Raw genomic sequence first — 16853 nt, forward strand, 5'->3', positions numbered from 1 at the left:
GATCCGGGTATACTGAGGCCCCATGATCCCAGGCAACGCTTTTGCGTCTCACAAGACCATTGCCGAGGCCGTTGACCCCGAGCTTTTCTCGGCCCGGCTGACACCGCACCGCTCGCTGAACCGGACCGGCTTCGTGGTGCTGATGGTCGCGGTCTGCGCCATCAGCTTCATCGGCGGCATCGCCTCGCTGATCATGGGCGCCTGGCCGGTGCTCGGCTTCTTCGGCCTCGATGCGCTGGCGATCTACTGGGCCTTCAAGGTCAACTTCCGCCGCGCCAGGGCCTATGAGGAGGTTTCGATCACGCTGACCGAGCTGCGCCTTCGTCGCGTCAGCCATCGCGGCCATGTCATGGAATGGCGCTTCAACCCGCTGTGGGTGAAGCTCGACCAGGTCAGCCACGAGGAGTTCGGCGTCGAGAACCTCTATCTGGTCGCGCGCGGCCAGCGCGTGGCGATCGCCAGCTTCCTCGGCCCCGACGAAAAGGCCAGCTTCGCCAAGGCCCTGATGGCCGGCCTGCAGGCCGCCAGGCGGGGGCCAGCGTACAATCCGATGTAGGGCGCGAGCGGCTCCGTTGGATCCGAGCTGCCACCCCGACGGCAGCGCGCTCCCTCGCCCCGTTCTTACGGGGCCGCGACGAGCTTCGCTCGCGCTGAGAGGGTTGGGGTGAGGGGCAGCCGCACGGGTGGTGCATACCGTTAGACCTGTACTCCCTCACCCGGATTGCATCTTCGATGCAATCCGACCTCTCAGCGCGAGCGAAGCTCGTCGCGCCCCCGCATCCGCCTTCGCTCTTCGAACTACGGCGGACGAGAGCGGGGAGAGGTGCACCGAGCGCGCCGCGCCAGAAGGGCTCATCAGTTCCCCTGTAGCCGTCCGCTCGGAAATCGGGTGGAGTGGGCGCCCCGTCCGCCCTACATCCAGACCATGATGACCCTCGCCATTCATGATTCCGCCCTGGCCAAGCCAGGCCCGCAACAATCGGCCGCGCTGCGCGACTATGATTCGGTGCGCCGCGCGATCGCCTACATCTCCGAACATTGGCGCCGGCAGCCGGCCATCGAGGACATGGCGGATGCCGCCAGCGTCACGCCGGACGAGCTGCATCATCTGTTCCGGCGATGGGCCGGGCTGACGCCGAAGGCGTTCATGCAGGCGCTGACGCTCGATCACGCCAAAGGCCTGCTGAAGGACTCGGCCTCCGTGCTCGACGCCGCGCTCGATTCCGGCCTGTCAGGCCCCGGCCGGCTGCACGACCTGTTCGTCACCCACGAGGCGATGTCGCCCGGCGAGTGGAAGACCGGCGGCGCCGGCACCACGCTGCGCTATGGCTTCCATCCCTGCCCGTTCGGCTTGGCCTTGGTCATGGCCACCCCCCGCGGCCTCGCCGGCCTCGCCTTCGCCGATCCCGGCGAGGAGGCCTCCGCGCTCGCCGACATGAAGAGCCGCTGGCCGCGCGCCACCTACGTCGAGGACGTCCCCGGCACGTCAGCGCTGGCGCAACGCATCTTCGACAAGGGTCTGTGGCGCCCCGACCAGCCGCTGCGCGTCGTCCTGATCGGCACCGATTTCGAGGTCCGCGTCTGGGAGACCCTGCTCAAGATCCCGATGGGCCGCGCCGTCTGCTACTCGGACATCGCGACAAGGCTGGAGTCACCGAAGGCCTCGCGCGCAGTCGGCGCAGCCGTCGGCAAGAACCCGATCTCCTTCGTGGTCCCGTGCCATCGGGCGCTCGGCAAGAGCGGCGCGTTGACGGGCTACCACTGGGGCCTGACGCGCAAGCAGGCGATGCTCGGCTGGGAGGCCGGGCAGGTGGGGATTGGGTAGGAAGGGAGAGATAGTTCGCGATTGACCGATCCACCCCCCAAAACGTTTCCCCATAGCCGCATTGCGCGCTGCCCAGAATGGCGAAGGAGAGACCTAGCGATTGCCGCGTGGGCCCGTCGCCGATCTGGCGTTAGCTTTGCTCGCGGCGGTGACAGGGCGATCGGCGAGTTGCCCTGATGAAGCGCGCCTGACGAGCTTGGCTTCTGCGGATTCGATCAGCATCGTAATGTCGGCGATCTCCCAACGGCGGTCGGCGATACCAGCGGCCATAGCTGGAGTGATGCTTAGTGCCTTATGGATGCGAACGAAGTTGTAATACATGACGTGCAACGCAACCGCGTTTGCGTGGTCTTGGATTTTCTTGGAGAGGGCGTTGGTCAGGACGGTCGAGCGGCGCAGATGCATCGGCATAGCCGGGTTCTCCTGCTCAACCGCACTGGTTGAGACATCCGCTTCGTCGAGACTTGCGTCCTCGCGGCACCTTCGGGTGCCATTATAGGCGACGGGGCTGTAGCGAACGTCTGTTCCTTTTCCGCTCTGCGAGCCATGCAGCTTCAAAAGCAGCGCATCATCGATATCGTAGCCAGATCGCCCCTCCTCAGCTTGGAGATACGCCCGATGCCCGTCGCTTGTCAGTTTCGCGCGGTTTGCCAGTCGCGACATCAGATCGTCCAGGAACCAAGCTGAATGCTCAGCGTCGCGAGCGCCGACGAGAAACGACACGATCAATTTGCTGTCGGCCTCGATGGCAGTCCAAGTCCATGTATCGCCAACGCCTTTAGGAGCACCCTGAACGGCCTCGACGCTCTTCTGCTCGAGAGATGTGAACGACCAAGTTTCATCGATCTGGACCCGCACCGCCCTCACGTTGCGAACATTGGCATCGTGGTAGTCTGAGCAGACGTTCCCAGCATCCAGCAGCAACTTCGCCACTGTGTTCTTGCTGGCACCAGCGACGCGCGTGACAGCGCGAATGCTCAGGCCTTCGCAGAGAAGGTCGAGGATGCGAGCGCGCTCTTCGACGGTCAGCTTATTCATGCATTCCCGTACGTCTCAATGACAATCAAGTCAAGCATAAGAGTCAGTTTGGTGATATAACTCAATTTAGATTTGCCGAAGCAGCTGCGAATATGCTATCGGCCTCAAATGAGGATCGTGTTCGCCGATGACGAACTGGCTTTGATCGAGACGGACCAAGCAGGGACAACCCGGCTGGAGGTCGCCGTGATCAAATCGGCTCGGCGGAAGTTCACCGTCCTCCGGGCGGCGATCGATGATCGTTCACTTCGGAACTGGAAGAGTCTGCACTACCAAGAATTGGGGGGAGATCGTGGAGGTCAGCGGTCAATTCGGCTGAACGACCAATATCGACTGGTCTTTCAGTTGGATGAGAAGACCGAGCCGCAGACTGTCACGATTCTGGAGATCGAGGATTACCACTGATGGCCTACTCCACACCGCCGCCGGTCGATCATCCTGGCACATTCATCGAGGAGGAGCTTGAGTCCCGCCGTTGGACTCAGGCCGATTTAGCTTACATCCTCAGTTGGGACGCGAGCCAGCTTAACAAGCTGATCAAGGGGGGAACATCGATCACGCCAGATACCGCGGTCGCGCTTGGCGATGCGTTCGCCATGCCCGCTGAGTTCTTCATGAACCTGCAAAAGATGTACGATCTTCAGAAGGCCAGGAAGGCTGATCCGGGCGTCAAAACACGCGCCACTTGGGTCTCGATCTTTCCTGTTCGAGAGATGATCAAGCGCGGCTGGCTGGCAGAGACAGAGGCGGACCTTCTCGATCTTCAGATGATGCGGTTTTTCGATGCTAACCGCATCGAGGATATCCCGCTCATAGGTTGCGAAGCAGTTGCGCACGCAGCCAAGAAGACGGGTTACGACGAAATCACAGGGACGCAACTCGTTTGGTTACATCGTGTTCGGAGAATCGCCGCAGCCGCAACGGCGCCCAATTACGATCGCACAAAATTGGTGGAGGCACTGCCGGACATCAGAGCGCACATGCTCGACTCCGAGGACTTCGGAGAAATTCCGAACCTTCTTTGGCATTGCGGTGTTCGAGTAGTCTTCGTTCAGCAATTGCCTGGATCTAAAATCGATGGCGTTTGCACTTGGCTTGACGACCAGCCGGTGATCGGCTTGAGCTTGCGTTTGGATCGACCAGACAACCTTTGCTTTGTGCTTCGGCATGAAATCGAACATGTCCTGCAAGAGGATGGAAAAGCGACGATCTATTCTCATGTGGATGTTTTCGATCCTGACAGGGATGAGGCCGGCCTGCCCGATGAGGAACGCCGTGCCGATATTGCTGCCGCAGAATTTTTGATACCGCAGGAGAAGTTGACGTCGTTTATGCTCCGGAAGGGCAAGTGGATTTCCGAGACGGACGTTCTTGCTTTTTCTGCCCGACATAACATTCACCCTTCTGTTGTTATTGGGCAGATTCAGAATCGCCGCCACAGGGCTGGCGACACAAGAGCCTTCGCGTTTCTGCGACGTTACCTGACCAAAGTTCATGAGCATTTCATGTCATGGCCTCTCCGCGATGGCTGGGACACGGTTGCAGAAATCGGGCTATAGGGGAGCATGATGGCGAACTATAACGAACAGGTCGTTCGCTTATGGGACGAGTGGGAAGATCAGACGGGCGACGAGGCTAACGATCCTGACGATTTCATCGATTGGGCGATCGCCAATAACCGCCTCTACACGCCGCTTGAGGACGTTCGCAAGATACACCGTCGCCGGCTTTCCGAGGCACTACGCCAAGTTCATCGTGTTAACGAGGAAGGCACGACTTATCGGGCCAAGCAGTGCGTGACGATTGCCGAGGAAGGGCGTCAAAGAACACTCGTCTTCGATGTCGACAAGAATGGAACGCCTCAGCTCCGGCGCAAAGCAGTCAGGCAACGTCGCGACGCCATCGTAAATGATGTATATCGCGCGATGTCGGATGTTGACCACATGAACTTCGCGTATCCGCATGATGAGATCCAGTTTGAGATGAACTTCACCGAGGACTACGAGGAGCGGAAGGCCTTGGAGCGGATGCAGCGCAAAAAGAACGTCAGTTAGCTCGGCTTCTTCCAACGCGCCCGAGCCGCCATACTTGCAATTTCCGACCTTTCAGCTGGCGTCAGCGCTTTGGCGCGAGCGGGGCCTCCCTTGACGCCCGCCTTTCGCGCCCGCCTGGCGGCCGCCGTCTCCTCGAATTTGCGCTCATCACCCACTGCAATGTCGATCATCAGCTTTGCGAGCTGGTTGGGATCGCGCGGGCGCTTGGTTATTTTTCCGATCATCTACGTTTTATGGCGCGGCTGCCGTTAGGTTGCCGGTTGATTTCAAAACTGACCCACTTCCCGCCCGCCTCCCGCGAGCGTCGGCGCTTCGACGGTGGAGTTTGGGGCAAGGCCGGCGCGTTGCGACGCAAAATCCATCTAGTCGCAATGCGAGATTTGCGAGGAAGGCGGACATTTCATTTCTCGATACGATCAAACTAGTGGAATCTTCGCGCGGAAGCGAGCGCGTTGCGGCGGCTCCGCTAGACGGATTCGCCAGAGTCGGGTAACCTTGAAGGAAGAGTCGGGCTGCCCCCGGTGGCAAAGCGAGAGCAGCCCTTCTCCCGGCTCCGTTAAGGAGCCTTCCGACTCTCCCCGCCAAGGGAGAGGACGAGGTTGAGGTAGCGGGACTTGCACCCGCCGGGGACCTGGCTGGACAACCTTGCCCCCGCACTGTGCACCCCCAATCTTTTAAGGCCCAGACGATATCTCGTCTGGGCCTTTTCGTATCATGCCATAAGGTGACGCTCCGGGTGCGATGGGGAAAACAGTGTTGCATCGGACCTCGACTGCGCGATGTAGCGGTTGTCCGGCAGCTTCGAGATGCGACCTCCCGCGCCGCTAATGTTCATTAGCGTGAGGTGGAACGTTCGTCCGGTCGCCTCCCCTTCCAAGTAGCCTGCACGATCAACTTCAGCCCTGATCTGCTCTTTCGTCATCGGACCGATTGTGTGGAGCTTGGTGATGATGAACTCGGAAAGGGGCAACGCGGGATGCCGCGCGATGCTTGGCCCTGAAGACGTTGCACGAGCTTCCTCGATTTTAAGCAGCTGAAGTACCGCCTGCCGCTCGCGCTCCAAAGCATCTGCCTTCTGACGATACCCTGCTTGCAAGGCAATCATCTGATTTTCGTGCTCCTCGGTGGCCGCATTGAACGCAGTTTGAATAGCGGCAAGCCGTTCCCGGAGATCGTCTCGTATGTCGCGCATAGCCGCCTCCTCAATGGATGTCCATTTAGCACCGATTCGGCCTACTACCTCCAAATGGGGCGACGCCAATGTGTGGATAACCCCAAACTTATCCACCGGCGCTTCTCGTCTCGGGCAGGGAGAGACCGGCTACAAGGTGAGTCCTGATGACGCGCTTTCGCCCGTCGCTCCGAACTGACGGAGGAGAGACCGCGCGGTCGTCGCCGATCCGCGCCGTCCTTCGGTTGCCGCGACTTCGGATTAAAATAAACGACTTGCGTTTTTGCCGAAATCGTGGTTGTATCCCCCCATCCCGCCTCGACGAGAGGGGCGTTGCGCGCGATCGTCACGACACGCGAGGCGGGGAGCGATGGCCGCGGTCTGCCGCAGCGTGTCTTCGGGCGCGCCGACGAACGGTAGCTCGCGGACGTGAAGTCGCAGGGTCCTGATACCCCGATGCTGGTATCAAGCCGCGAGGGCGCCAGCGCGCGCCGCGTGGTGATGGTGGCCAACAAGCCCGGCGCACCAGGGAGACTGCGTATAAGCGTGAAGACCATCGCGCGGGGAATGCCGGTTGTTTCGGCTGAACCTGTGGTGACTGCCGCCTGCTTTCTTTGTTGCAGGCGGGCCATGGGTGCGGCCAGCATCCGGCATTCCCCGCGCCCTCTCATGTTTCGGAGGGACATGGTCGATGCAGGACTCGGGCGGGATGCGCCGCGAGGCTGCGGAGCTGTGTCCGAAGCTGTTTGAGACGTGAATCGGGGAAGAGGCAGACGCGTGCCGTGCGACGCGGCGAGTGCCCGACGCATTCGCCCGTGAGATGATCGCCGGTCTCTCCTGTCGTCATTCCGGGGCGTGCGCAGCACGAGCCCGGAATCCATCTCACCACACAGCACGCGGGCCGATGGATTCCGGGCTCGCCGCGCTGACGCGCGTCGCCCCGGAATGACGAAGGAGATTGATCTGCTCGTTAGTTGCCAGCCTTGCGCGGTCGACCACGCCTTTCTCTCCAGGCCCCAGAGGCGTGGATGGCCGGGACGGAGCCCGGCCATGACGATGCGGAGAGAGATCGGCCAAACCCTGACGTCGGCGTCCGATCGGCTAGCCCGCGAGGTCCAACTTGGATTCCACCGTCGAATCCGCATTGAGCCGGTAGATGATCGGCACGCCCGTCGCCAGCTCGCGCTTCAAGATGCCTTCGGGCGAGAGCTTCTCCAGCACCATGATCAGGGCGCGCAGCGAGTTGCCGTGGGCGGCGACCAACGTGCGCTGGCCGCGCAGGACGCCGGGGAGGATTTCCTGGACGTAGTAGGGCAGCGCGCGGGCGAGCGTGTCCTTGAGGCTTTCGCCGCCGGGCGGCGGCACGTCGTAGGAGCGGCGCCAGACATGGACCTGCTCCTCGCCCCATTTGGCGCGGGCGTCGTCCTTGTTGAGGCCGGAGAGATCGCCGTAGTCGCGCTCGTTGAGCGCGAGGTTCTTGAGCGTCGGCAGCCCGGTCTGGCCGAGCTCGGTCAGGATCAGGTCGAGCGTATGCTGGGCGCGCGTCAGCACCGAGGTGAAGGCGACGTCGAACGTCAGCCCCTGCGCCTTCAGCTTGCGCCCGGCCTCCTTGGCTTCAGTCACGCCCTGCTCGGTCAGGTCGGGATCCTTCCAGCCCGTGAACAGGTTCTTCAGATTCCACTCGCTCTGGCCGTGACGCACCAGCACCAGGAGACGTTCGCTCATCAGCTCGCTTCCATCGACGTTGAACTAGAACAGGTCCTTGAGGCCGAGCACGTCGTCCATCGTGTAGTAGCCCGGCGGCTTGCCGTGCGCCCACAGCGCCGCCTTGAGCGCGCCATGGGCGAAGATCATGCGGTCCTCGGCCTGATGCGACAGCACCAGCCGCTCCGAGGGTCCGGCGAAGATGACGCTGTGGTCGCCGGCGGCGGTGCCGCCGCGCAGCGAGGCGAAGCCGATGTCGCCGGGGCGCCTGGCGCCGGTGACGCCGTCACGGCCGCGCGCCGAATGCTCCTCAAGCTCGATGCCGCGGCCCGCCGCCGCCGCACGTCCCAGCATCAGGGCCGTGCCGGAGGGCGCGTCGACCTTGTTCTTGTGGTGCATCTCCAGGATCTCAATGTCGAAGCTGGGGTCGAGCGCCTGGGCGACGCGCTTGACCAGCGCCGACAGCAGGTTGACGCCGAGGCTCATATTGCCGGACTGCACGACGACCGCGCGCTTGGTGACGCTCTTGATGACGGCGTCGTCGGACGCACACAGGCCGGTGGTGCCGACCACGTGGACGAGGCCGCGCTCGGCGGCGATCGCGACATTGGCGATGGTCGCCGCCGGCACCGTGAAATCGAGGATGCCATCGGCCTGCTCGGACATCGCCCAGAGATCGCCGGACAGCTTAACGCCATTGGCCGGCAGGCCGGCCAGCATGCCGGAATCCTTGCCGATCAGCTCCGAGCCGGGCGCCTCCAGCGCGCCAGCGAGCTCCGCGCCATCCGTCTCGGTGATCGCCCGCACCAGGGCCCGACCCATGCGGCCGCCGGCTCCTGCAACGATCAAGCGCATGTCGGGCATGTCAGTTCCTCCACCGGTTCAGGGCTATAGCCGGGGCCGGCCGCGCCGGCAACCGAGGCCGGGCGCCGATCAGGGCTGCGGGCCGTCGTAGCCCTCGATGATCACCAGGTCGCCTTCCGAATGCGGCGCACGCATCGCCACCAGGCGCTGATATTCGGGAGAATTGTAACATGCCAGCGCGGTCTCGTAGTCCTTGAACTCGATCACGACGTTGCGCGAGCGCGAGGTGCCTTCCTTGGTTTGATACTGGCCGCCGCGGACCAGGAACCTGGCGCCGTATTGATGGAACACGGCGCCGTTCTGCGCCACATACTCCTTGTAGCCGTCCATGTTGTGCACATCGATACGCGCGATCCAATAGGCCTTGGCCATCCCTGCGGTCTCCTTCTGATGGGCTTCTGATCTAAGTCCGATTGGTCCTGCCGACCAGCGCGACGGCGCTGGCGATGTCGGCCACGATGCTCTCGGCCGCGGCCGCGGGATCCTGAGCGCCGGTGACGGGCCGGCCGACGACGAGACGGTCGGCGCCGCCGGCGATCGCCAGCACCGGCGTCATGACGCGCTTCTGATCGCCGATGTCGCTGCCTGCCGGGCGGATGCCCGGCGTGACCAGCTGCATCTCGGGGCCGACGAGAGCACGGACCTGTTCCGTCTCCTCGGGAGACAGGATCAGGCCGTGAATGCCGATCTCCTTGGCCTGGGTGGCGCGGCGCGCCACGAGGTCCCTGACGCCCATGGCATAGCCCGCCGTGGCGAGGTCGGCATCGTCGTAGGAGGTCATGACGGTGACGGCGAGCAGCTCGAGATGGGAGCCGGCCGCGCCGGCGAGCGCGGCTGTCATGCTCTGCGAAAACCCGTGCACGGTGAGGAAGCGCGCGCCGAGCCTGGCGATCTGCCGGGTGGCCCGCTCGACCGTGTTCGGGATGTCGTGCAGCTTCAGGTCCATGAACACGTTCTTGCCCTCGGCGGCGAGGCGCTCGGCCAGGCCGAGCCCGCCGGCATAGGTCAGCTCCATGCCGATCTTGTAGAACGTCACGGCGTCGCCGAGCCTGATGATCATGGCTTCGGCCTCCGCCACGCTGGGCAGGTCGAGCGCCACGATCAGGCGGTCGCGCGGAGCAATCTCGGTCGGCATGTCACCTCACGTCGTCTGTTGCGCTGTTTCGATCAGCTGCCGCACCAGCGCATCGAGCGCGTCGATGTCGGCGGGCAGCCTGAGCCGGTCCATGTCGTTGTAGGCCTTGTCGGCAAAGGCAAGCGCGAGCTGGTTGGGGATGACGGTCGCATCGCAGGCCGACAGCATCAGCCGCAGCGCAGCCAGCGCGCGCGAGCCGCCAAGACGGCTCTCGGAGGCTGCGGCAATCGCGAACGGCCTGGAGCGGAACACCGCGCCGCGGCTTTCCTGCGGCTCCTCGACCCGCGACACCCACAGAATCGCGTTGCCGAGCAGCGGCGGCACCGACGCTGCGTATTCGGGCGTGACGAGCAGCACGCCATCATGCGCGCCGATCATGCGTTTCAGATTGACCGCCTCACGCGGCACGCCGGACAGCGCCTCGAGGTCGCCGTCATAGATCGGCAGCGGGAAGTCGGCGAGCGAGACGCGCGTGACGTCCACGCCGGCCTGCACGAACTGATAGGCGGCGGCGGCGGCAAGCTTGGCGTTGTGCGAGCCGGCCCTGATCGAGCCGGGGATGACGAGAATCTTCAGCGCGGACATCGTGAGGCCGGACAGCAACCCGCCACGAAGTACCGCGGCAGCCGGTCAGCGCTTGCGATACACCCAGACGCGGGCCGGCGGAAGGTTCATCCAGATCCGCTCGGAGGCTTCGGTGGTGACGCCGGGCAGCGACTTCGGGATCGGCGGCACGACCGAGTAGGTGAACTGCACGAAGGGAGCGCCAGGAGACATCGCCGCAAAGGCATCACGCACCAGCTTCATCCGCGTCAGCATCGGCTTGGTCACGAGCGGCAGGCCGGATACGACGGCCGAGGCCGGCGCGCTCAGGACGTTCCAGAGCGTGTCGCGGAGCCGGTAGGCATCACCCTGAACCACTTTGGCCTGCGGATAGCGGTCGCGCAGCAGGGCACAGAAGCTTGGATTGTACTCGACCAGGACGAGCCGTTTCTGATCGACCCCATGCTCGACCAGCGCATTGGTGATCGCGCCAGTGCCGGGCCCGAGCTCGACGACCGGCCCGGTCCCGTGCGGATCGACATATTTCGCCATGGTGCGGGCCAGCAGCCGGCCCGACGGCATGACAGCGCCCATATGCAGCGGTTTTTCAATCCATGAGCGAAGAAAACGCACCTCGTCATCCAGACGAAGAGGCTTTTTCGACGCACGCACGGACGTATGAAGGGGCATCTCGGTACCAGACGGGACCGTTTTCACGGCGATGTCAGAAAAGAGTCACAAAGACGTATAGGTCGCAGGCGAGGTGGTCAAGCCGAACCGTAACGCAGGATTAAGACTGGCGGCTTCGCGGTCTTACTGCTGCATTCGATAATTTTTTGCATGTGCGGAGCAACAAACGTCGGCGACGCACATACAACCTCCGGTAACATGCCGACCGGCACCAGCGCGTCCTCCGATACTGCGAATCAGCTGGCCGCCTTGCCGAAGAAATCCTTGACCTTGGTGAAGAAACCGGCGGCTTCGGGCTGTGTGGCCCCCGACGACAGCTTCTCGAACTCGGCCAGCAGCTCCTGCTGCTTCTTGGTCAGATTCTGCGGCGTCTCGACCACGACCTGAACGTACATGTCACCGGTCTGGCGCGAGCGCAGCACGGGCATGCCCTTCGCAGCGATCCGGAACCGGCGGGCCGACTGCGTGCCGGCGGGAATCTTGACCTTGGTCTTGCCCTTGTCGATCGTCGGCACCTCGAATTCGCCGCCCAGCGCCGCCGTGACCATCGAGATTGGCACACGACAGTGCAAGTCTGCGCCATCGCGCTGGAAGAACTCATGCTGCGTCAGCGACAGGAAGATGTAGAGGTCGCCCGGCGGTCCGCCGCGCAGGCCTGCCTCACCCTCGCCGGCGAGGCGGATGCGGGTGCCATCCTCGACACCCGGCGGGATGTTGACCGACAGCGTGCGGTCACGCGTGACCCGCCCCGACCCGGAACACGAGGGACAGGGGTCTTCGATCATCTGGCCACGCCCGTGACAGCCGGGGCAGGTCCGCTCCAGCGTGAAGAAGCCCTGAGCCTGCCGGACCCGGCCAGCGCCGCCGCACGTCGCACAGGTCTTCGGCTTGGTGCCGGCCTTGGCGCCCGCGCCGGAACAGGACTCGCAGGTCACCGAAACCGGAATCTCGATCTGGGCGGTCTTGCCCAGGAACGCCTCTTCGAGCGTGATTTCCATGTTGTAGCGCAGGTCGGCGCCGCGCTCGCGCCCCGTTCCGCGCCGCTGCGCGGCCATGCCGAACAGGTCCTCGAAGATATCGGAGAAGGACGAAGCGAAACCGGCGCCGAAACCGTGCTGGCCGCCCATGCCGCCCTGCTCGAAAGCGGCGTGGCCATAGCGGTCATAGGCGGCGCGCTTGTCGGCGTCGCGCAGCACCTCATAGGCCTCGTTGATTTCCTTGAATTTCACTTCGCTGGAGGCATCACCCGGATTCTTGTCCGGATGCCATTTCATGGCCAGCTTGCGGAAAGCGGCCTTGAGCCTGGTCTCGTCGGCGTCGCGTTCGACTTCCAGGGTCTCGTAGTAGCAGCGCTTCGTGGACATCAATCAAACCCGCCCGAACTTCGCCCGACCGGAACGCCTCGCGCGAAATCGCGCCCGCTCCGGGTCAATGAAAATGACCCCCATCCAACGAGTCGCAATGCGCGCTCTTTGGCATGGGGGTCATGGCCATCGCCTCTGCCGTATTTAGTTAAGCAGATTTCTTCTTGTCGTCGTCGACCTCGGTAAACTCCGCGTCGACCACGTCATCCTTGGCGGCATCGTGGGCCGCGTCGCTCTCGGCCTGCTGCTTGTACATGGCTTCGCCGAGCTTCATCGAGGCCTGCGCCAGCGTGTTGGTCTTGGTCTTGATGGCCTCGGCATCGTCGCCCTTCAGCGCTTCCTTGAGGTCGCTCAAGGCATCCTCGATCGCCCGGCGCTCGGGTTCGCCCACCTTGGAGCCATGCTCGGCCAGCGCCTTCTCGGTCGAGTGGATCAGCGCATCGCCATGGTTCTTGGCGTCGACGGCCTCGCGGCGTTTCTTGTCCGCGGCAGCGTTGGCTTCGGCATCCTTGACCATCTTGTTGATGTCGGCTTCCGACAGGCCGCCCGAGGCCTGGATGCGGATCTGCTGCTCCTTGCCGGTGGCCTTGTCCTTGGCCGACACGTTGACGATGCCGTTGGCGTCGATGTCGAACGTCACCTCGATCTGCGGCATGCCGCGCGGCGACGGCGGAATGCCCATCAGGTCGAACTGGCCGAGCATCTTGTTGTCGGCCGCCATCTCGCGCTCTCCCTGGAAGACCCGGATGGTGACCGCATTCTGGTTGTCCTCGGCGGTCGAGAACACCTGGCTCTTCTTGGTCGGGATCGTCGTGTTACGGTCGATGATGCGGGTGAACACGCCGCCCAGCGTCTCGATGCCCAGCGACAGCGGGGTCACGTCGAGCAGCAGCACGTCCTTGACGTCGCCCTGCAGCACGCCGGCCTGGATCGCCGCACCGATCGCCACCACCTCGTCGGGGTTGACGCCCTTATGCGGCTCCTTGCCGAAGAACTGCTTCACCATCTCCTGGATCTTCGGCATGCGGGTCATGCCGCCGACCAGCACCACTTCGCCGATCTCGCCGGCGGTCAGGCCGGCATCCTTCAGCGCCTTGCGGCACGGCTCGATGGTCTTCTCGACGAGGTCGGACACCAGCGCCTCGAACTTGGCGCGGGTCAGCTTCATCGTCAGATGCTTCGGGCCGGACTGGTCGGCCGTGATGAAGGGCAGGTTGATCTCGGTCTGCGTGGTCGACGACAGCTCGATCTTGGCCTTTTCGGCGGCCTCCTTGAGGCGCTGCAAAGCGAGCTTGTCGTTGCGCAGGTTGATGCCCTGCTCCTTCTGGAATTCGTCGGCGAGGTAGCTGACCAGACGCATGTCGAAGTCTTCACCGCCGAGGAAGGTGTCGCCATTGGTCGACTTCACCTCGAACACGCCGTCGCCGATCTCCAGGATCGAGACGTCGAAGGTGCCGCCGCCGAGGTCGTACACCGCGATGGTGCCGGCCTTGGTCTTGTCGAGGCCATAGGCGAGCGCGGCCGCGGTCGGCTCGTTGATGATGCGCAGCACCTCGAGACCGGCGATCTTGCCGGCGTCCTTGGTGGCCTGACGCTGGGCGTCGTTGAAATAGGCGGGGACGGTGATGACGGCCTGATCGACCTTCTGGCCGAGATGGGCTTCCGCGGTCTCCTTCATCTTCTGCAGGATGAAGGCGGAGACCTGCGAGGGCGAATAGGACTTGCCGTCGGCCTCGACCCAGGCATCGCCGTTGCCGCCCTTGACGATCTTGTAGGGAACGAGACCCTTGTCCTTCTCGACCATCGGATCGTCGTAGCGGCGACCGATCAGGCGCTTGACCGCGAAGAAGGTCCGCTCGGGGTTGGTCACGGCCTGACGCTTGGCGGGCTGGCCGACCAGACGTTCGCCATCGTCACTGAAAGCGACGATCGACGGCGTCGTGCGCATGCCCTCGGCGTTCTCGATGACCTTCGACGATTTGCCGTCCATAACGGCCACGCACGAATTCGTGGTGCCGAGATCGATCCCGATGACCTTTCCCATGGTCTCATATTCCTTCTTTTTGCGGCAGGTTGGGAGGGGCCCTGACGGCGCCCCCATCCAAAACCCCCTCAGATCAAATGCTCGCGATATTGCGACGATGAGCGTCATATAGGAGGGGGGGAGTGACCCGCAAGGACCGGACGAGATCCCGGCACGCGGAAAGCAGCGGATTCTTCGACGCTCCGTGAAAGCCGCGGTGAGAGGTGCAGACCGCATGCAGACGGCGGCTCGCAGAACCGGCGGACGAGGGCCCGGAGGCCGCATGCGGACGTGGCACCGGCGCTCGGTCAGCCGCAAAGTCGCCGTCATTCGGGCGCGGGGCGGCAATGCCGATCATGCTTAGCGAAGCCATAACCGGTCTCTTGAAGGATGTTTGGCAGTCCCCTGGGGCGGAACTTCAGGTCGCACCCATCGACCTGTTGCCGGCGCGGCAAACCCGCTAAAAGGCGTCTCATCCGAGACGGCCACGGCGGGGACGATGACGGCCGTCGAACTGGGTCAATAAACGAGGCAGCTTCTTCATGATGTTCTCCCGACTTCTCGCCGCGGCCATCGTGTCGATCTCCCTGCTGCGGCCGGCGCTGGCAGCGGATGCCATCTTCCCCCCCGGTGTCCGGATCGGGCTTGCTCCCCTGGTTGGGCTCGCCAAGGCCAAGAATTTTTCCGGCTTCGAAACCGAGGATCAGAGCGTGAAGGTGCTGCTGACCGAACTGCCGGCCGCCGCCTATGGCGAAGTGAAGAATGCGTTTACGGCTAATCCCGCCGGCGCCGGCGGCATCAAGCCGGAAAGCATCGAGACCACCGCCGGCACCGCCTATTACACGGTCGAGAATGGCCGGGACGGCGCCACGGCCGTGCGGCGCTACTCGATGATCCTGCCGGGCTCCGGCTTCTCAGGCTACGTCGCCGTGCAGATTCCCGAAGCCGCGAGCCGAATCTACACCGACGACGCCGTGCGCCAGATGTTCGCCTCCGCCGTGGTCCGCAAGGACGTCCCCGTCGACGAGCAGCTGTCGATGATGCCGTTCAAGGTCACCGACCTCTCCGGCTTCAAGACCATCCGCACGTTGGGACCGGGCGCGCTCATTCTCGCCGATGGCGACGAGGACAAAGGCTTCGAGGCCGCGCCCTTCGTGGTGATCGGGCTCGTCGCCGGGGTGGCGCCGGAGGCGGGCGACCGCGGCCGCGTCGCGCAGCAGGCGGCCACCACCATTCCCGGGGTCCGGGAAGCCCGCATCACGATGTCCGAGCCGATTCGCATTGACGGCCTGCCGGCCTATGAGACCCGCATCGAGGCCACGAGCGGCAAGGACAATACGCCGGTCACCGTCGTGCAATGGCTGCGCTTCGGTGGGCCGAACACGCTGCGGATCATCGGCAGCGCGCCGCGCGACCAGTGGCCGGCGGCCTTCCCGCGCTTTCGGGCCGTCCGGGACGGCATCCAGCCGAACGGATAGTGTCCCGACACTGACGCTCGTATCAGCTCGCCGGGGCTTCCTTTCGGACGTCACGCGTGCGATTCCCGTCGATCAGCAGACCGTACTCGGGCACCATTGACAGATTGTTTCTTTCTATCGCAACAATCTTCGGTTTATCCTGTGCCCGTCCCGGACAACCACACGCGATCGTGGAGGGGACGCAGACATGTTGGCGTCGGCCCGCTCGACGGGCTTCCGCGGCCGTTCAATCGGGAGCAATGACATGAACCGACGGCAGATCCTTCGGACGCTTGCCAGTTCGGCGTTTGTGGCGACGATGGCCAGTCGCGCCCGCGCCGCCGCATCGATCAAGCCTGACGACGCTTCGGCGCTGCTCGTGATCGACGTGCAGAACTGCTTCCTGCCCGGCGGCAGTCTCGCCGTGAAAGACGGCGAGCAGGTCGTGCCGGTCATCAACAAGGTCGCGAAGGCCTTCAGCAACGTGGTGCTGACGCAGGACTGGCACACGCCGGCACACGTTTCGTTCGCGTCGACCCATCCCGGCAAGAAGCCGTTCGAGCTGATCGATCTCGCCTATGGCAAGCAGGTGCTGTGGCCGGATCATTGCGTGCAGGGCACCGACGGCGCGGCACTCTCCAAGGATCTCGCGATCCCGCAGGCCGAGCTTATTCTGCGCAAGGGCTTCCACAACGACGTCGACAGCTACTCGGCCTTCACTGAAGCCGACGGCAAGACCAGCACCGGGCTCGCGGCCTATCTGAAAGCACGCGGCATCGTCAGGGTGTTCGTTGCAGGACTGGCCACCGATTTTTGCGTCGCCTGGACTGCGCTCGACGCGCGCAAGGCCGGACTCGAGACCTATGTGATCGAGGATGCCTGCCGCGGCATCGACACTCAAGGCTCGCTGGCCAAGGCCTGGACGGACATGGCCGCGGCCGACGTCAAGCGGATCAAGTCCGAGGACATCGCCGCGTAGGCATCG

General features: G+C 63.7%; 17 protein-coding genes. 7 read left to right on the top strand and 10 right to left on the bottom strand.

The genetic code is table 11. The features are described 5' to 3' along the window. Positions 1-22 precede the first annotated feature (22 nt). A complete protein-coding gene (locus tag LQG66_RS22905; protein ID WP_231317932.1) occupies positions 23-556 on the top strand; it encodes a DUF2244 domain-containing protein in 534 nt (177 codons plus the stop codon). Positions 557-925: 369 nt separating this feature from the next. Further along, on the top strand, positions 926-1825 hold the full coding sequence (locus tag LQG66_RS22910) for a methylated-DNA--[protein]-cysteine S-methyltransferase (RefSeq protein ID WP_231327901.1): 900 nt from the start codon (positions 926-928) through the stop codon (positions 1823-1825). A 93-nt stretch (positions 1826-1918) separates the two neighbouring features. Here LQG66_RS22910 and LQG66_RS22915 read toward each other — a convergent pair whose 3' ends face one another. Further along, entirely contained in the window at positions 1919-2863 is a 945-nt protein-coding gene (locus LQG66_RS22915; protein WP_231317933.1) for a helix-turn-helix domain-containing protein, read from the bottom strand. Positions 2864-2980: 117 nt separating this feature from the next. Here LQG66_RS22915 and LQG66_RS22920 point away from each other — a divergent pair, with 117 nt between their 5' ends. Genes LQG66_RS22920 through LQG66_RS22930 form a run of 3 tightly spaced genes read left to right on the top strand, consistent with a single transcriptional unit; the run spans position 2981 to position 4917 of the window. Continuing rightward, a complete protein-coding gene (locus tag LQG66_RS22920) occupies positions 2981-3268 on the top strand; it encodes a type II toxin-antitoxin system RelE/ParE family toxin (protein WP_231317934.1) in 288 nt (95 codons plus the stop codon). Beyond that, positions 3268-4422 carry a HigA family addiction module antitoxin gene (locus LQG66_RS22925; protein WP_231317935.1) on the top strand — a complete coding sequence of 385 codons (1155 nt, stop codon included), beginning with the start codon at positions 3268-3270 and terminating at the stop codon, positions 4420-4422. The genes LQG66_RS22920 and LQG66_RS22925 overlap by 1 nt, the downstream gene beginning before the upstream one ends. A 9-nt stretch (positions 4423-4431) precedes the next feature. Further along, on the top strand, positions 4432-4917 hold the full coding sequence (locus LQG66_RS22930) for a hypothetical protein (protein WP_231317936.1): 486 nt from the start codon (positions 4432-4434) through the stop codon (positions 4915-4917). A gap of 712 nt (positions 4918-5629) precedes the next feature. Here LQG66_RS22930 and LQG66_RS22935 read toward each other — a convergent pair. The 9 genes from LQG66_RS22935 to dnaK form a co-directional block, all read right to left on the bottom strand. Beyond that, positions 5630-6109 (bottom strand): hypothetical protein, encoded by a 480-nt coding sequence (locus LQG66_RS22935; protein ID WP_231317937.1) that lies wholly within the window; start codon positions 6107-6109, stop codon positions 5630-5632. A 1080-nt stretch (positions 6110-7189) separates the two neighbouring features. Then, positions 7190-7813, bottom strand: a complete 624-nt coding sequence (locus tag LQG66_RS22940; protein ID WP_231317938.1) for a 2,3-bisphosphoglycerate-dependent phosphoglycerate mutase — start codon at positions 7811-7813, stop codon at positions 7190-7192. Positions 7814-7837: 24 nt separating this feature from the next. Next, positions 7838-8656 (bottom strand): 4-hydroxy-tetrahydrodipicolinate reductase, encoded by an 819-nt coding sequence (gene dapB, locus LQG66_RS22945; RefSeq protein WP_231317939.1) that lies wholly within the window; start codon positions 8654-8656, stop codon positions 7838-7840. Positions 8657-8725: 69 nt separating this feature from the next. Next, positions 8726-9028 carry a DUF1330 domain-containing protein gene (locus tag LQG66_RS22950; RefSeq protein WP_231317940.1) on the bottom strand — a complete coding sequence of 101 codons (303 nt, stop codon included), beginning with the start codon at positions 9026-9028 and terminating at the stop codon, positions 8726-8728. 31 nt (positions 9029-9059) lie between these two features. After that, the gene (gene pyrF, locus LQG66_RS22955) at positions 9060-9791 is read right to left on the bottom strand and encodes an orotidine-5'-phosphate decarboxylase (RefSeq protein ID WP_231317941.1); all 732 of its coding nucleotides are present in this window, start codon (positions 9789-9791) and stop codon (positions 9060-9062) included. Between the two features lie 6 nt (positions 9792-9797). Continuing rightward, positions 9798-10376, bottom strand: a complete 579-nt coding sequence (locus LQG66_RS22960; RefSeq protein WP_231317942.1) for an NADPH-dependent FMN reductase — start codon at positions 10374-10376, stop codon at positions 9798-9800. Between the two features lie 45 nt (positions 10377-10421). Next, positions 10422-11024, bottom strand: coding sequence for a class I SAM-dependent methyltransferase (locus LQG66_RS22965; protein WP_231317943.1), 603 nt, complete (start codon positions 11022-11024; stop codon positions 10422-10424). A gap of 236 nt (positions 11025-11260) precedes the next feature. Beyond that, positions 11261-12388: a molecular chaperone DnaJ gene (dnaJ, locus tag LQG66_RS22970; protein ID WP_231317944.1), complete on the bottom strand. Its 1128-nt coding sequence runs from the start codon at positions 12386-12388 to the stop codon at positions 11261-11263. A gap of 148 nt (positions 12389-12536) precedes the next feature. Further along, complete coding sequence (gene dnaK / locus LQG66_RS22975) at positions 12537-14432, bottom strand: molecular chaperone DnaK (RefSeq protein WP_231317945.1); 1896 nt, start codon at positions 14430-14432, stop codon at positions 12537-12539. Between the two features lie 521 nt (positions 14433-14953). Between dnaK and LQG66_RS22980 the strand changes: the two genes are divergently transcribed. Then, positions 14954-15889 (top strand): hypothetical protein, encoded by a 936-nt coding sequence (locus LQG66_RS22980; protein WP_231317946.1) that lies wholly within the window; start codon positions 14954-14956, stop codon positions 15887-15889. Positions 15890-16133: 244 nt separating this feature from the next. Next, positions 16134-16847 (top strand): bifunctional nicotinamidase/pyrazinamidase, encoded by a 714-nt coding sequence (gene pncA / locus LQG66_RS22985; RefSeq protein ID WP_231317947.1) that lies wholly within the window; start codon positions 16134-16136, stop codon positions 16845-16847. The last annotated feature ends 6 nt before the right edge of the window (positions 16848-16853 follow it).

The sequence above is a fragment of the Bradyrhizobium ontarionense genome, assembly GCF_021088345.1.
Classification (GTDB): Bacteria; Pseudomonadota; Alphaproteobacteria; order Rhizobiales; family Xanthobacteraceae; genus Bradyrhizobium; species Bradyrhizobium ontarionense.

Excerpts from the sequence above, each read along its gene's own strand:
- dnaK (WP_231317945.1), bottom strand. The coding sequence starts at position 14,432 with ATGGGAAAGGTCATCGGGATCGATCTCGGCACCACGAATTCGTGCGTG.
- LQG66_RS22965 (WP_231317943.1), bottom strand. The coding sequence starts at position 11,024 with ATGCCCCTTCATACGTCCGTGCGTGCGTCGAAAAAGCCTCTTCGTCTG.
- LQG66_RS22935 (WP_231317937.1), bottom strand. The coding sequence starts at position 6,109 with ATGCGCGACATACGAGACGATCTCCGGGAACGGCTTGCCGCTATTCAA.
- dnaJ (WP_231317944.1), bottom strand. The coding sequence starts at position 12,388 with ATGTCCACGAAGCGCTGCTACTACGAGACCCTGGAAGTCGAACGCGAC.
- LQG66_RS22930 (WP_231317936.1), top strand. The coding sequence starts at position 4,432 with ATGGCGAACTATAACGAACAGGTCGTTCGCTTATGGGACGAGTGGGAA.
- dapB (WP_231317939.1), bottom strand. The coding sequence starts at position 8,656 with ATGCCCGACATGCGCTTGATCGTTGCAGGAGCCGGCGGCCGCATGGGT.
- LQG66_RS22910 (WP_231327901.1), top strand. The coding sequence starts at position 926 with ATGATGACCCTCGCCATTCATGATTCCGCCCTGGCCAAGCCAGGCCCG.
- LQG66_RS22940 (WP_231317938.1), bottom strand. The coding sequence starts at position 7,813 with ATGAGCGAACGTCTCCTGGTGCTGGTGCGTCACGGCCAGAGCGAGTGG.
- LQG66_RS22905 (WP_231317932.1), top strand. The coding sequence starts at position 23 with ATGATCCCAGGCAACGCTTTTGCGTCTCACAAGACCATTGCCGAGGCC.
- pncA (WP_231317947.1), top strand. The coding sequence starts at position 16,134 with ATGAACCGACGGCAGATCCTTCGGACGCTTGCCAGTTCGGCGTTTGTG.
- LQG66_RS22925 (WP_231317935.1), top strand. The coding sequence starts at position 3,268 with ATGGCCTACTCCACACCGCCGCCGGTCGATCATCCTGGCACATTCATC.
- LQG66_RS22980 (WP_231317946.1), top strand. The coding sequence starts at position 14,954 with ATGATGTTCTCCCGACTTCTCGCCGCGGCCATCGTGTCGATCTCCCTG.
- LQG66_RS22915 (WP_231317933.1), bottom strand. The coding sequence starts at position 2,863 with ATGAATAAGCTGACCGTCGAAGAGCGCGCTCGCATCCTCGACCTTCTC.
- LQG66_RS22960 (WP_231317942.1), bottom strand. The coding sequence starts at position 10,376 with ATGTCCGCGCTGAAGATTCTCGTCATCCCCGGCTCGATCAGGGCCGGC.
- LQG66_RS22950 (WP_231317940.1), bottom strand. The coding sequence starts at position 9,028 with ATGGCCAAGGCCTATTGGATCGCGCGTATCGATGTGCACAACATGGAC.
- pyrF (WP_231317941.1), bottom strand. The coding sequence starts at position 9,791 with ATGCCGACCGAGATTGCTCCGCGCGACCGCCTGATCGTGGCGCTCGAC.